Origin of the sequence: Actinosynnema sp. NPDC050436 (assembly GCF_040655415.1) — a bacterium.
Classification (GTDB): Bacteria; Actinomycetota; Actinomycetes; order Mycobacteriales; family Pseudonocardiaceae; genus Actinosynnema.
The window spans coordinates 250,841-263,976 of the sequence record NZ_JBFAJV010000009.1; the positions used below are offsets into that span (position 1 = coordinate 250,841).

The 13,136-nt window shown below is 74.6% G+C and carries 12 protein-coding genes; 4 read left to right on the forward strand and 8 right to left on the reverse strand.

Going from position 1 to position 13,136, the window contains the following annotated elements; genetic code table 11:
• Positions 1-16 precede the first annotated feature (16 nt).
• From AB0I60_RS22810 to AB0I60_RS22830, 5 genes are all read right to left on the reverse strand, one after another.
• Positions 17-1,180, reverse strand: a complete 1,164-nt coding sequence (locus AB0I60_RS22810) for an NAD(P)/FAD-dependent oxidoreductase (protein WP_360732726.1) — start codon at positions 1,178-1,180, stop codon at positions 17-19.
• A 10-nt stretch (positions 1,181-1,190) separates the two neighbouring features.
• Positions 1,191-3,350 carry an MMPL family transporter gene (locus tag AB0I60_RS22815; RefSeq protein ID WP_360732728.1) on the reverse strand — a complete coding sequence of 720 codons (2,160 nt, stop codon included), beginning with the start codon at positions 3,348-3,350 and terminating at the stop codon, positions 1,191-1,193.
• A gap of 40 nt (positions 3,351-3,390) precedes the next feature.
• The gene (locus AB0I60_RS22820; RefSeq protein ID WP_360732729.1) at positions 3,391-4,095 is read right to left on the reverse strand and encodes an SDR family oxidoreductase; all 705 of its coding nucleotides are present in this window, start codon (positions 4,093-4,095) and stop codon (positions 3,391-3,393) included.
• Positions 4,096-4,144: 49 nt separating this feature from the next.
• The gene (locus tag AB0I60_RS22825) at positions 4,145-5,140 is read right to left on the reverse strand and encodes a ketoacyl-ACP synthase III (RefSeq protein ID WP_360732730.1); all 996 of its coding nucleotides are present in this window, start codon (positions 5,138-5,140) and stop codon (positions 4,145-4,147) included.
• A gap of 458 nt (positions 5,141-5,598) precedes the next feature.
• Positions 5,599-6,843 carry an MFS transporter gene (locus tag AB0I60_RS22830; protein ID WP_360732732.1) on the reverse strand — a complete coding sequence of 415 codons (1,245 nt, stop codon included), beginning with the start codon at positions 6,841-6,843 and terminating at the stop codon, positions 5,599-5,601.
• Positions 6,844-7,277: 434 nt separating this feature from the next.
• Between AB0I60_RS22830 and AB0I60_RS22835 the strand changes: the two genes are divergently transcribed.
• From AB0I60_RS22835 to AB0I60_RS22845, 3 genes are read left to right on the forward strand one after another with little or no spacing between them, the layout of a single operon-like run.
• Positions 7,278-7,868 carry a histidine kinase dimerization/phosphoacceptor domain-containing protein gene (locus AB0I60_RS22835; protein ID WP_360732734.1) on the forward strand — a complete coding sequence of 197 codons (591 nt, stop codon included), beginning with the start codon at positions 7,278-7,280 and terminating at the stop codon, positions 7,866-7,868.
• A gap of 20 nt (positions 7,869-7,888) precedes the next feature.
• Positions 7,889-8,128: a hypothetical protein gene (locus tag AB0I60_RS22840; RefSeq protein ID WP_360732736.1), complete on the forward strand. Its 240-nt coding sequence runs from the start codon at positions 7,889-7,891 to the stop codon at positions 8,126-8,128.
• Complete coding sequence (locus AB0I60_RS22845; protein WP_360732737.1) at positions 8,110-8,514, forward strand: hypothetical protein; 405 nt, start codon at positions 8,110-8,112, stop codon at positions 8,512-8,514. The genes AB0I60_RS22840 and AB0I60_RS22845 overlap by 19 nt, the downstream gene beginning before the upstream one ends.
• Here AB0I60_RS22845 and AB0I60_RS22850 read toward each other — a convergent pair.
• Entirely contained in the window at positions 8,468-9,283 is an 816-nt protein-coding gene (locus AB0I60_RS22850) for an isocitrate lyase/phosphoenolpyruvate mutase family protein (RefSeq protein WP_360732739.1), read from the reverse strand. The two genes, AB0I60_RS22845 and AB0I60_RS22850, sit on opposite strands and share 47 nt — an antisense overlap.
• A gap of 328 nt (positions 9,284-9,611) precedes the next feature.
• On the opposite strand from AB0I60_RS22850, the gene AB0I60_RS22855 reads away from it, so the two are divergent.
• A complete protein-coding gene (locus tag AB0I60_RS22855; protein WP_360732740.1) occupies positions 9,612-11,417 on the forward strand; it encodes a hypothetical protein in 1,806 nt (601 codons plus the stop codon).
• Here AB0I60_RS22855 and AB0I60_RS22860 read toward each other — a convergent pair.
• Positions 11,414-11,938, reverse strand: a complete 525-nt coding sequence (locus tag AB0I60_RS22860) for an AAA family ATPase (RefSeq protein ID WP_360732742.1) — start codon at positions 11,936-11,938, stop codon at positions 11,414-11,416. The genes AB0I60_RS22855 and AB0I60_RS22860 overlap by 4 nt on opposite strands.
• A 34-nt stretch (positions 11,939-11,972) precedes the next feature.
• Positions 11,973-12,977, reverse strand: a complete 1,005-nt coding sequence (locus AB0I60_RS22865) for a substrate-binding domain-containing protein (protein ID WP_360732744.1) — start codon at positions 12,975-12,977, stop codon at positions 11,973-11,975.
• Positions 12,978-13,136 lie beyond the last annotated feature (159 nt).

Sequence of the window (13,136 nt, forward strand, 5' to 3'; positions counted from 1 at the left end):
GGTCTCCCCTTCTCGGCTAGCGGACCTCGACCAGGCGGCGGATGACCGCCCGCTTGAGCGGCGGCAGGTGGTCGGCCGTGCGCAGGACCGCACGGCGGGCGGCGATCGCGGCCGGTCGGCGGAGGGTGGCGAGCCTGCCGCCCAGGTGCGAGCGGCGGAACACCGCGCGCACCCGGGCGCGCCGGTGCGCGGCGTAGTCGCGGCACGCCGCGTCGACGGCGTCCCCGGCGGCCAGGTCGAGGGCCGCGACGCGCGAGGCCAGCGCCTCCGCGTCGCCGAAGGCCAGGTTCATCCCCTGGCCGCCGGTCGGGTGCACGGTGTGCGCGACGTCGCCGGCCAGGACCGCGCCGGGCCGCCACCACGCGTCCGCGAGCACGCCCTCCAACCGGTAGGTGTGGCCCTCGATGAAGTCCAGCGCGTACCGCCGCAACGGCCGCAGGATCCGGCGGGCGTGCGCGGCGAAGGTGGCCGCCGACGGGCGGTCGTCCCGCACGGCGGTGTCGAACTGGATGCCGATCCGCATCTCGTCACCCGGCAGGGCGACCATCACCAGCACGCCCTCCCGGTCCAGCACGTAGTAGCCGCACCCCCGATAGGCGTCCAGCGCGGTGATCCGGGCGTTGAAGAACGACGTCCCGTAGTCGTAGGACCGGTGCCCGCCGAAGTGCTGCGCGCGCAGCTTGGACCGCGTGCCGGTGGCCACCACCGTCACCGGGGCGGGGTACTCCGCGCCGCCGCCGGTCCGCACGCCGGTCACCCGTCCCCGCTCGGTGATCAGCTCGCTGACCGGCTCGCTGCCGTGGAAGTCCACCAGTCCGGTGCCCGCCGCCGCCGCGTGCAACGCGGTCACGATGTCCGGGTGCCGCAGCGCGGTGAGGTGGCAGTCCCGGCCCAGCAGGCTGCGGGTGTTCGCGGTGAACAGCGGGCTCCCGTCGCCGTCGACCACCCGGAAGTCGGCGAAGTCGAGCGGCCCGGCGGCGGTGACCGCGTCCCACGCGCCCCACCGGTGCAGCAGCGGCACCGAGCCGGGGTGCACGATGTCGCCCCGGTCGATCTCGTTGGCGGAGCCGGCGCGTTCGAAGACCCGCGACGGCAGGCCGCGCGCGGCCAGGGCCAGCGCGGTCGCGATCCCCGCCGCCCCGCCGCCCACGACGGCGATCGGCTCCTGCGTGGTGCTCATGGTGTGCTCCTCACCGGACGTGGTCGGTACTGGGACGGTGGCCGGGCCCGGCGTCGGCACCGGCGTCGGATGCGGGCTCGGGGCGGGCGAGCCACGCCGGGGCCCACCAGTTCGCCGCGCCGAGGACGCGCATCAGCGCGGGCACCAGGAACGCGCGCACGACGGTGGCGTCGATCAGCACCGCGACCAGCAGCCCGACGGCCAACTGCCGGACGAACACGAGCTGCGAGGTGGCGAACGCGCCCACCGCGATGGCGAACAGCAGGGCCGCCGACGTCACCAGCCGGCCGGTGCGCTCCATGCCGACCGCGATGGCCCGCTCGTCACCCAGGCCGGCGCGGTGGCCCTCGGCGATCCGGCCGAGGACGAAGACGCCGTAGTCCGTGGCGAGGCCGAACGCCGTGGTGACCGTGACGATGAGCGTGCTGACCTCCAGCGCCGACCACGCGCCCGGTGGCTGCCCCAGCTCCAGCCACTGGAACACCACCACCAGCACGCCGATCGAGGCGGCGAGGGTGACCGCGTTCATCACCAGCGTCTTGAGCGGCAGGACGACCGAGCGGGTGAAGGCGAACAGCAGCAGCACCATGGCCACGACCAGCACCAGCAGCGAGTGCGGCAGCCAGTCGCGCAGGGCGTCGATCTCGTCCGCGAACAGGGCGGTGAGCCCGCCCACGGACGCCGTGCCCGGGGCCGGCACGGACCGCAGGCCCGCCACGACGCGCCGTGCCTCCTCGCCCAGGTCGCCGGTGCTCGTGGAGACGTCGAGCCGCCACAGCCCGGAGCCGATCAGGCGGGGTGCGGTCACCCCCGTCACCCCCGGCACCCCGCCCAGCCGCAGCGCGTAGTCGGCCACCTGGTCCGGCGTGGCATTCGGTGACTCGACGGCGACGAAGAACCGGGCGGAGGTGAGGTGCGGTGCCGCCCGGACGAGGTCGTCGTGCGCCTGGCGGGCCTCGGTGGCGGTCGGCAACTGCTCGGGGGTGAAGCCGGTGACCCGGAGGCTGAGCGCGGGCGTGCCGAGCAGCAGCAGCGCGGCGGACGCGGCCAGCGCGATTCTCCCGGGCCGGCGCATGACGAACCGCGCCAGCCGGTACCAGAACCCCTCGTCGGCGAGGCGGCCCTCCCGCCGCGCCGCGCGCCACCGGGGTGCCGCGCTCGTGCCGATCCGCCGCCCGAGCAGGACGACCAGCGGCGGGAGGACGACGAGCGCGGCGACGACCGCCAGCAGCGGCGCGAGCACGCCGGCGACGCCCATCGAGTACACGAACTGCACCGGGAACACCAGCAGCGAGCCCAGCGCGGCCGACACCAGCAGCGCGCTGAACACGATGGTGCGCCCGGTCGTCCGCAGGGTCGTCTCCAGCGCCGCGCGGACGTCGCCGGTCCGGTCCAGCTCCTCGCGGTAGCGGTTGACGAAGAACAGCGAGTAGTCGATCGCCAGGCCCAGGACCAGCATGATCACCAGGTTGGTGACGTAGGAGGACAAGCCGACCACCTCGTTGACCGCGCCCAGCAGCGCCAGGGACGCCACCAGCCCCGCGCCGCCCACGGCCAGCGGCAGCAGCGCGGCCACGACCGAGCGGAACACCCACAGCGACGCCAGGAACAGCAGCGGGAACGCCAGCAGCTCGGCGGTGGTCAGGTCGCGGTCGAGCTGGTCGGTCATCGTCCGCTCCAGCGCGCCCAGCCCGCTCACCCGGACCCCCGGCTCCGCCGCCAGCCGCTCGGAGAGCCGGTGCAGGGCGTCGCGGCGCTGGTCGTCCGAGCCGGTGCGCAGGGTCACGGCGAGCACGGCCGCACGCCCGTCCCGCCCGACCAGGCCCTCCCCCGCCGGGGACGCCGGTGTCGCCACCCCCGCCACCCGGGGGTCCCCCGCCAGCTCGCGGGCGAGCGCGTCGACCCTCGCGCGGCCGGCGGGCGAGCCGACCTCGTCGGCCAGGGGCACCAGCGCCAGCAGGTCGGGTTGGGCACCGGCCCCCGTGGCGTCCTCGACCAGCTGCCGCGCCCGCGCGCCGGCCGACGACGGGTCCTCCAGCGACCGCAGGCCGTTGGCCAGCCCGTCGGTCGCCGACGAGCCCAGCACCGCCAGCACGGCGACCACCACCGCGACCAGCGCCAGCACCGCGCCCGCCCGGCGCGACGCCACGGCACTCCACCGCTTCCACATCGGTCCGCTCCACTCCGCTTCCAGTCGAGGCGTGGGCCGGCTACTGGCCCATGCCCAGCCCGCCGGCCACCGGGATGACCGCGCCCGTCACGTAGCGGGCCTCCTCCGAGGCGACGAACCGCACGACGTGCGCCACGTCCTCCGGGCTGCCCATGCACCCCAGCGGCGTCGCGCCGAGCAGCGCGGCGACCCGGTCGGCACCCACCCGGGCGGACATCCCGGTGGCGATCAGCCCGGGGCTGACCACGTTGGCCGTGACGTTGCGCGGCGCGAGCTCCCACGCGAGCGACCGCGCCAGCCCGACCAGGCCGGCCTTCGACGCGGCGTAGTTGACCTGGCCGGCGGCACCGAGGTGGGCGCTGGTCGAGGAGATGAACACCAACCGCCCCCACCGGCCCTTCACCATGCCGAGCGCGACCCGCCGCGCCAGCCGGAACGCCCCGGCCAGGTTGGTGTCCACGACCGAGAGGAAGTCCTCCTCGGACATCCGCAGGAGCAGCTTGTCCAGCGTGATGCCGGCGTTGGCGACCAGCACCTCGACGGTGCCGTGCCGTGACTCGAACTCGGCGACCGCGTCGTGCACCGCCGCCGGGTCGGTGACGTCGCACGCGATCCCCGCCACGTCCCGGGGCGGGGGCGACGACCGGTAGGTGACGGCGACGGTGTCGCCCTCGGCCAGGAAGCGCCGCGCGATCGCCAATCCGATCCCGCGATCGCCCCCGGTCACCAGCACGCGGCGCGGCACGCGACCTCCCGGGGGCGCACCGGCGGGCGGGACCACGTCCGGCCGCCCCTCAGATCTCGAGGGCGGCGGCACCGCAGGAGAACCCCAGGCCGAAGGCCAGCAGCAGCACCCGGGTACCCGGCGTCAGCCGGCCCTCGTCGCGGGCCAGCGACAGGTTGACCAGCAGGCTCGCCGGGCCCATGTTGCCCAGCCGGCGCACCGGCAGCGGCATGATGTCCTGGTTCAGGCCCAGCCGGCGGGCACCCAGCTCCAGCATCCGGGCGTTCGGCTGGTGGATGACGATCAGCTCGACGTCCTCGTTCTTCCAGTCCGCCTGCGCCAGGGTCGCGTCGATGACCGCCGGCAGCGCGCGCAGCGCCTCGCGGTACAGGGCCTGGCCGCGCATGAGGTAGAAGCCGGTCCGCAACTCCACCCCGTGCCCGGTCTTGCGCTGGTCGAGCACCTCGACCTCGCCCAGTTGCCAGTGCTGCGTCTGGCTCTGCCAGTGCAGGCCCTTCACCAGCGCCTCGGCGTCGCGCGCGGTGTCCCGGGACAGCACCAGCGCGCCGGCGCCGGACCCGAACAGGCCGGCGGTGTCCGGGTCCTTCGGGTCCACGTAGGACATCAGGTCGACGGCGGCGGAGATGATGACCCGCTCGCAGCGCCGCGCCTGCAGCATCAGCAGGCCGACCTCCAGCGCGGAGATCGGCTCGGCGCACACCCCGTCCAGGCCCAGCACCCGCACGCCGTCCAGGCCCAGGTGCCCGCCCAGGACGACCCCGGCCGGCGGGGTGAAGTGGGTGAAACCGTTCTGGATGTGGATCAGCACCGTTTCCGGGCCGAGCGCCGACAAGTCGAGCGAGGCGTCCTCGCACGCCCGGGAAACGGCCGTCGCCGCCAACGTCAGCACGTCCTCGCCGGCGTCGCAGATCCGGCGCTCCTCGATCCCCGTGCGCGCGGTGAACCAATCGGGTTGCATTCCGAGCGACTTCGCCAGGTCGACATTGCTCACCACGGTGGAACCGAGGGCGTGCCCCATCCCCGCCAAGCCGACAGCCACATCCATGTAATCCCCCCACGACGACAACGCGGGCTCCCCGCGCCGCACAATGCACGACAAAAACCCCCGGTCACCCTTCAAGGGCAGGTCAGGGCACGCGGGTGCCCGAACCGGAAGGCATCGAAAGACGATTTCGCACAACACGACAAATCGCCCACGCGACAGCGCCGCCACCGCCCCGCCACGAGACGCGCTGCCGTGAATCCCCCGCAGGCACGCCTCACCGGCCGGCCGATACTCCCTCCCCTGGAGATCAAGACCACGGCCAGGTTAGCGGACCCCGTCCGACGGAGTCGATGAATACCCTGCGGTAACCTCGCAGTAACACCCTTCCAGGTGAACGGCGGTCGATCACGATCAGATCATGAGAAAGGATCGGATATTTTCCGGACTGGTCCGCACTTGATTCGGTGAACTGCGCGGACGGCGGTTTCGCATTACCGGGGTGGCCCGGGAAGCCGGGATCACCGTTCCGCCGACGGTTCCGGAGCGCTCCCCGGCGGGGGCGCGGGGGCGTCGGCCGCCGGGTCGGTGTTTGCGGCTGGGCGCAACACGACCAAGGCGAGCGCGGCGCACAGCGTCGTCACGCCGCACGCCGTCCAGACCGCCGCCGCGAGCGAGAACCGCAGCAGCGCCGGGCCGGCCAGCGCGCCCAGCAGGGACGCCGCCGCCTCGCCCGTGACCATCGCCGCACCGACCCGGCCCAGCACCGCGTTCGGCGTGCAGCGCTGGAGCGCGGTCTGGGCCCCGGCCAGCGTCGTGGAGCCGGTCAGCCCCACGACGACCGCCGCTGCGACCGCCCACGGCACCGAGGTGGCCGCGAACAGCAGCCCGAACCCGAGCGCCGTGCCCGCCAGCGCGCCCGAGATCAGGTGCGCCGGGCGCAGGCGGTCTACCAGGCCCCGGGTGATCGGCGCGCCCAGCAGGAACCCGACGCCCAGGCCGGAGAGCACCACGCCGGTCTCCCCGGTGCCGCCGAGGACCTGCACGCCGAACGGCACCAAGAGGCTGCCCAGGACCGCGTTCGCGCCCAGGAACACGGTGATCACCAGCAGCAGCGCCCTCGGAGCCGGCGTCCGCCGCAGGAACGCCCACCCCTCCCGCAGGTCCGCCAGGCCGCTGCCGGACCGGCCGGGCGCGGGGCGGCGGGCGGTGGCGGCGATCGCGGCGGCCGAGACCAGGTAGCTCACCACGTCCAGCCACACCAGCGGCGCGAACCCGGCCAGGGCGAGCAGCACGCCGCCCAGCGGCGCGCCGACCAGGCGGACCGTGCCGTCGGTGGCCGCGTTCACCGCGTTCGCCCCGGCCAACAGCCGGCCCGTGCCGACCACGACCGGCGTGTGGGCCTGCGCGGCGGGCCGGAACAGCACCGTGCCGACGCTCTCGACCAGCAGCGCGACGTACACCAGCCAGATGTCGCCCGGACCGTCCACGAACAGCAGCGCGCCGATGGCGACCGCGCCCAGCAGGTCCGCGCACACCATGACGCGGCGGCGGTCCCAGCGGTCGACCACGACGCCGGCGACCGGGCCGAGCAGCAGCGGCGCGAGGAACTCGGCGGCCATGGTGAACCCGGCGGCCATCACCGAGCCGGTCAGGTGCAGCACGTGCGCCGGGATCGCGACCACCAGCAGCCAGGTGCCGAGCTGGCTCGCCGTCCGCCCCACCCACAGCAGCCGGAAGTCCTTGACCCGCAACGCGTCCAGCACGGAAACCCCCGGTCCGTCGGACTGCCGATCCTGCGTGCCGGGGCCGGCCGGTGTCAAACCCGGCAGCGGCGGGCACTGCGGGGAGTCGCCGTGCGGAGGTGGGGCCGGCCCCACCGTGAGGACTCCACACAGGTCCGCAGACAGCGGGCCGCGCGTTGCCTGGCGTTCTTGCCGTGATGGACAAGACTTTGTGGGACTCCTTGCGGCACCGACGTTTCCCGCTCGGGTGGTGGCCGTGGAGGGCGTCCGGGCACGTCCTGGGCACTCCGTTCGTCGCCCTGGCGGCGGCCGTGCCGGTCGCGGTGCCCGGGTTGCCGTTTCGTGTTCTCCCACAACGCGTCCGGCGGGACCCGCGCGGTGTCGTTCGTGGTCGGGCCGGCCGCGTTGTTGCTGGGCCTGCCGTGGGTCGCGCGGGCGTTGGCGCGGTTCGAGCGGTGGCGGCTCGGCTGGCCGACCCCGGCGCGCCCGGCCGGCCGTCGCCGCGTGGCTACCGCGATCCCGCGACGTGGCGGGAGGTCGGCTACACGGCGCTGCTGGTCACGCTCGCACCCCTGGTCTACGGCGGCGCGTTCCTGCTCGCGGGCCTGCCGCTGGTGCACGCGTCCGCGCCGCTGGTGCCGGCCACCGGGCACGCGGCACTCGCGCGGGCGCTGCTGCCAGGCGGCCGGGAACTGTTCGAGGTGACCCGGTCGCGGGCGCGGCTGGTCGACGCGTTCGACGCCGGACGGCGGCGGATCGAGCGCGACCTGCACGACGGGGCGCAGGAGAAGCTGGTCAGCCTCACCGTGCGGCTGGGCATCGCGCGGCTGGACGTGCCGGAGGACTCACCCGCGCACCGCAACGTGGTCGACGCGCACGAGCAGGCCGAGCAGCTCATGGCCGACCTGCGTGAGCTGGTGCGCGGCATCCATCCACCCCAGGGTGCTCGCCGATCACGGCCTGACCGCCGCGCTGGAGGACCTGGCCGGCCGCAGTCCGCTCCCGGTCGCGGAACGCCGACGTCGGCCGGCTGCCACGGCACCTGAGGTCCTCGGCGTACTTCGCGGTGGCCGAGGCGCTGACCAACGTGGCCCGGCACAGCGGCACCGGCCCGGCGGCGGTGACCGCGACCGCGCGCGGCGGCCGGCTCGTGGTCGACGGCGGCCCGGGCGACGCGGTGCCCGGCGGCGGCCCGGAGGGGCTGGCGGGCCGGGTCGCGGTGGTCGACGGCAGGTTGGCGCTGCCGAGTCCGGTCGGCGGTGCGACCCTGCTGCGCGTGGAGCTGCCGTGTCCCCGATCCGAGTAGTGCTCGCCGAGGACGGCGTCCTGCTGCGCGAGGGGCTCGCGAGCGTGCTCGACCGGTTCGGGCTGCCGGTCGTCGCGGCGGTGGGCGACGCCGTCGAGCTGCGCGACACGCCGGGCGGGGTCGGCTACCTGCTCAAGGACCGGGTGGCCGACGTGGAGGAGTTCGTCGGCGTGCTGCGCCGGCTCGTGGTCAGCGACGGGGCGGTGGTCGAGCACGTCGGCAACATCCTGGCCAAGCTCGACCTGCCGCCCGGCGACGACACCAATCGGCGGGTGCTCGCCGTGCCGGCGCAACTGCGCGGTCGGGCTCGCGGCTCGGCACGCCCGGCGGTCGCACCGCTCAGCCGAGGTCCGGGGTGGCGGCGCGCGTGGCCAGGAGGCGGTTGAGCGTGCTGTAGTCCATCTCGCCGCCGACCGCGTACGTGCCGGCGGTGAGCAGCTCGACGGCGGAGCGGTGGGCGGCGGAGTACGCGGCCTCGGCGAGGCCCTGGCCCACGCTGACCCGCGCCACACCCAGCGCCGCCAGCTCGGCCACGGTCGGCGACCCGGCGCCGGCCAGGACGTTGAGCGGCGCGTCGAGGTTCTCGACGAGCTGCGCGATGGTCTCCGGGTCGGCCACGCCCGGCACGAACACGCCGTCCGCGCCCGCCGCCGTGTACGCCTCGGCGCGGCGCAGGGTGTCGGACACCGTTGCGTCGCCGAAGAAGTAGACGTCGATCCGGGCGTTCACGAACAGGTCGACGCCGAACGCCTCGGCGGCGCGGCGGATCGTCGCGACGCGCTCGGCGTGGGTCCGCACGTCGAGCAGGCGGCCGTCCGCGCTGTCCTCGACGTTGACGCCGACCGCGCCGGTGCCCAGGACCAGGGCGACGGTCTCGGCGAGGTCCTCGCCGTAGCCGCCCTCGATGTCGGCGGTCACCGGCACGTCGACCGCGCCGGTGATGCGGGACAGCGCCGCCAGCGCGGTCGCCCGGTCGAGCCGGCCGCCGTCGGGCCTGCCGAGGCTCCAGGACAGGCCGGCGCTGGTGGTGGCGACCGCGCGGGCACCCGCGTGCTCGACGAGCCGCGCCGAGGCGGCGTCCCACGCGTTCGGCAGGACCAGGACGGGGCCGGTGTGCAGGGCGTGGAAGGCGGTGGCCTTGTCCTGCTGGGACATCGGGTTCACTCCGGTGGTGGTGACGGGATCTTCGCGGTCGCGCACCAGCCTGCCCGACCCGTGGCCGGGTCGTCTGGCCGGTTTCGGACATGATCGTCGGCCGTCCGGGGGGCGACCGGGTGGCGGACGTTGCGGTTCGGTTTCGGCGGTCGGACGGCCGTAGCGGGCTCGCGGGGGTGCGCGATGAAGGACCGGGAGCAGGCACCGCGCCGTCGTGCCGCACGGCGTTCCCGCGTGCCGGGAGTCGTTGTCGGGCACCAGGAACGCCCGGCCGGCCGGGGCGCGGAGCTGGTGCCGCGTGCGCGGACCCGGGGCCGACGGAGGGCACATGCTGGGGTACCGATTGTTCGTCGAGGTCGACGAGGACGGCGGCCGGGTCGAGAAGCTGGTGCGCGAGCAGTGGCACGCGTGGTTGCGCTCCAAGGGGTACGCGGCCGACGTGCTGGTGCCCGGCGGGTTCCTGACCCTGGCCGAGGGTGTCCAGGGTCAACTGCTCGAACTGCGCGACCGCAACGGTGCCCGGTCGATCCGGACGACGCTGGTCGAGGACCGGGCCGACGAGCGGTGGACCACGCGGCTCACCGTGCACGTGCGGGGTGACCAGCGCGCCAGGCCGTGGCTGTGGCTCGACGTCGAGTGCTCGGCGGCCCGCCGGCCGGGGATCCCGCGACTGGCCCGCAACCTCCTCCAGGTGCTCCCGGGCCTCGACGGCACCACCCGGCTGGACACCGGGCCGAGGCGGGTCGGCAGGTCCGACGTCGGGCCGGTGGTCGAGTCGGTGTGCGACCCCCGCCGCAGGGGCCTGCTGTTCGTCGCCGCCGCCGACGAGCAGATCGACCTCGGGGGCTGGACGCAGTACGTCGAGAAGCTGGTGAAGGACACCGTGGGGCTCGCGGGCGCGTACGTGCTGGACGCCGAGGCCACCCGCGAGTTCAACAACGCGGTCGGCCCGATGCACGCGGTGGCCCCGTGGACGGTCCGGACCTTCCGCTCGGGTGCCGAACCCGACGACCCGGTGGACGCCGGGCGTCACCGGACGCTCGGCACCGGGCGGATCCTGGAGGACTCCGACCACCGGATCGCCGGGATGCTGGGCCGGCGCGCGCGGGAAGCCGTCATCGAGGCACCCCTGCCCAACCACGCGATCAGGGTCGACCGGCGCTTCGAACAGCAGGTGGACCAGCGCCTGGTCGCGCCCCTGGCCGACACCCGGCCCGTCCCCGCACCGGTCACGCGCAGCGGGACGACGCCGACCGACGTGCCGCCCGGGGCCGTCGACCGACCGCACCTGCCGCCCGGGTTGCTCACGGCGGTCGAGGCCCTGCGCGACGTGCTCGGGCCGGACGGCTGCACCGCCGAGCGCGTGCGGGACCTCACCCGCGCGGCGCTCGTCGGCAGGCAGCGGGAAGCCAGGGACCTGGAGATCACCGAGCGGCTGCGCGACTACGAGGAGAAGGTGGCCGAACTCCACGAGGCGCGCGACGAGCTGCGCAGGCAGTTGGAGGACAGCCAGCTCGAACAGCTCGTCGCGGACGAGGAACTCGACCGGTCCCGGTCGACCGTCAGGCACCTGCAACGGCTGTTGAGCCAGACCTCCCGCGCGGCCGAAGCCTGGTCGGAACCCGACCACTCCGCGCTGGAGGAACGCCCGCAGGACTACGAGGCCCTGCTCGACACGTTCACCACCCTCGACCACGTCGTGTTCACCGGGAACCGGAGCCAGATCACCGGCCTGGACGAACACGACCGCAACGGCATCTGGGTCGGCAAGATCTACGACGTGCTGCAAGCCCTGGACGACTACGCGACCGCGACCCTCAACGGCGACTGCCACACCGACGTCGACGGCTACCTCCGCAAGACACCGGGCACCTACCGCACCTACCCGGCACAACGGCACGCGCGGGACGAGAGCGCGGACGTCCACAAGAACGCCAAGTACCGCACCGCCCGCGTGCTGCGCGTACCGGTCGAGGTGGCCGCCGACGGGGCGACCTTCATGGGCGCCCACTTCAAGATCGCGCAGAACGGGATGTTCAGCCCCAGGCTGCACTACTACGACGACGTGAAAGGCTCCCGGAAGATCTACGTCGGCTACATCGGCCGCCACCTCCCGACCAAGCGCACGAACTAGCCGAGGTCGCCACGCGACGAGGTCCGGCCGGGCTGTTCCCGTGGCGTCGCGACGAGTGCCGCCAGGCGGTCCACCACGTCGGACAACGGTGCGCGGGTGTCGATCTCCAGGGTGGCCGACTTCCGGAGTCGTGGCTCGACCTCGGTCGTGTCCGCGATGATCCGCTCACGTTCCTCGGCGGTCTTGCCGAACGGGTTGTCGTCGCGGGCCGCCACGCGGGCGAGCATCACCGGCAGCGGCGCGCTGAGCAGGACCACCTCGGCGAAGCGGGGGTAGAACTTCTCCTGGTTCCACACCGTGCCCGCGATGAACAGCGGCTCGCCCGAGCGCTCGTGGTCTGCGATGAGCGCGTCCACCCGGGCTTCGTGCCACTGCCGTTCCGCGCCGGTGCCGTCCGGGTGCGGGACGCAGTGGACCCACTCGCCGCAGTCGGTGTCCACCACCCGGTACCCGCGCCGGCCGAGCAGGCGCAACGCCGTCGACTTCCCCGTGCCGGACATGCCCGTCACCAAGACCACCACCCGCCCATCGTAGGGCGACCCGGGCGCGGACCGGTCAGCTCGACTCGCGCACCACGAGTTCCGGGGCGAACAGGATTTGGCAGTGGTCGTGCTCGGCGGGCGTCATCGACTCCGCCAGCAGCAGACTCGCCGCCGTGCGGCCGATCAGCTCGCGCGGCTGGCGGACCGAGGTGAGCGGGACGTTCGCCGCCGCCGCGAAGTCGATGTCGTCGTAGCCGACCACCGCCACGTCCTGCGGCACGCGGACGCCGGCCCTCGCCAGCACCTGGAGCACCCCCAGCGCCAGCAGGTCGTTGGCGCAGAACACCGCGTCCGGGCGCACCGGGCGGGCCAGCAGCTCCTCCGCCGCCAGCCGGCCCGACGCCACCGTCATCGCGGGCATCCGGACCTCCTCCAGGCACGTCGGGTCCAGGCCCGCCAGCCGCACCGCGTCCGCCGCGCCCCGGAACCGGTGGCGGGCCTGGTGGCGGCGCGACGGGCCGTTGACCACCACGACCCGGCGGTGGCCGCGCGCCAGCAGGTGGGCGACCGCGAGTTCGCCGCCCGCCCGGTCGTCCACCGCCACCGAGCAGAGCTGCGGGTCGTCGGTCGGGTGGTCGAGCAGCACGACCGAGACGCCGCGCTCGCGCAGCCGGCGCACCGGGGCGAGGTCGGCGCCCACCGGCGTGATCAGCACGCCGTGCACCCGCTGCTCGGCCAGCAGCTCCACGTGCCGGGCCTCGCGCCGGGTGGACTCGTCGCTGTTGCACAGGATCACCGCGTGCCCGGCGTCGCTGGCCGTGTCCTCCACGCCGCGCGCCACGTCGGTGAAGAACGGGTTGCCGACGTCGAGCACGACCAGGCCGATGGCGCGGGGCGTGCCCGAGCGGAGCTGGCGGGCGGCGTCGTTGCGGACGAAGCCGAGCTCGACGATCGCGCCCAGCACCCGGTCCCGGGTCGCGGGCGCGACCACCTCGGGGCGGTTCAGGACGTTGGACACCGTGCCGACCGACACGTTCGCCCTCGACGCCACGTCCCGGATGCTCGCCGCTGCCACCACGCCTCCTCGCCGGAACTGTGAAGACCGGGAGTGTAGCCACGGGTAACGCTCCCAGGCGGCCTTCGGCGCGACCGGTCGCCGAGAAGGAACCCGCTGGTCACGTGAGGGTGGCCGGACCGACTCGCGGACGTCGCCGCGCCGCCCGTGCGCCCCGCCCCG

Bases quoted from the DNA above. Each gene is read 5' to 3' on its own strand.
- AB0I60_RS22810 (WP_360732726.1), bottom strand. From the start codon at position 1,180: ATGAGCACCACGCAGGAGCCGATCGCCGTCGTGGGCGGCGGGGCGGCG.
- AB0I60_RS22825 (WP_360732730.1), bottom strand. From the start codon at position 5,140: ATGGATGTGGCTGTCGGCTTGGCGGGGATGGGGCACGCCCTCGGTTCC.
- AB0I60_RS22815 (WP_360732728.1), bottom strand. From the start codon at position 3,350: ATGTGGAAGCGGTGGAGTGCCGTGGCGTCGCGCCGGGCGGGCGCGGTG.
- AB0I60_RS22850 (WP_360732739.1), bottom strand. From the start codon at position 9,283: ATGTCCCAGCAGGACAAGGCCACCGCCTTCCACGCCCTGCACACCGGC.
- AB0I60_RS22855 (WP_360732740.1), top strand. From the start codon at position 9,612: ATGCTGGGGTACCGATTGTTCGTCGAGGTCGACGAGGACGGCGGCCGG.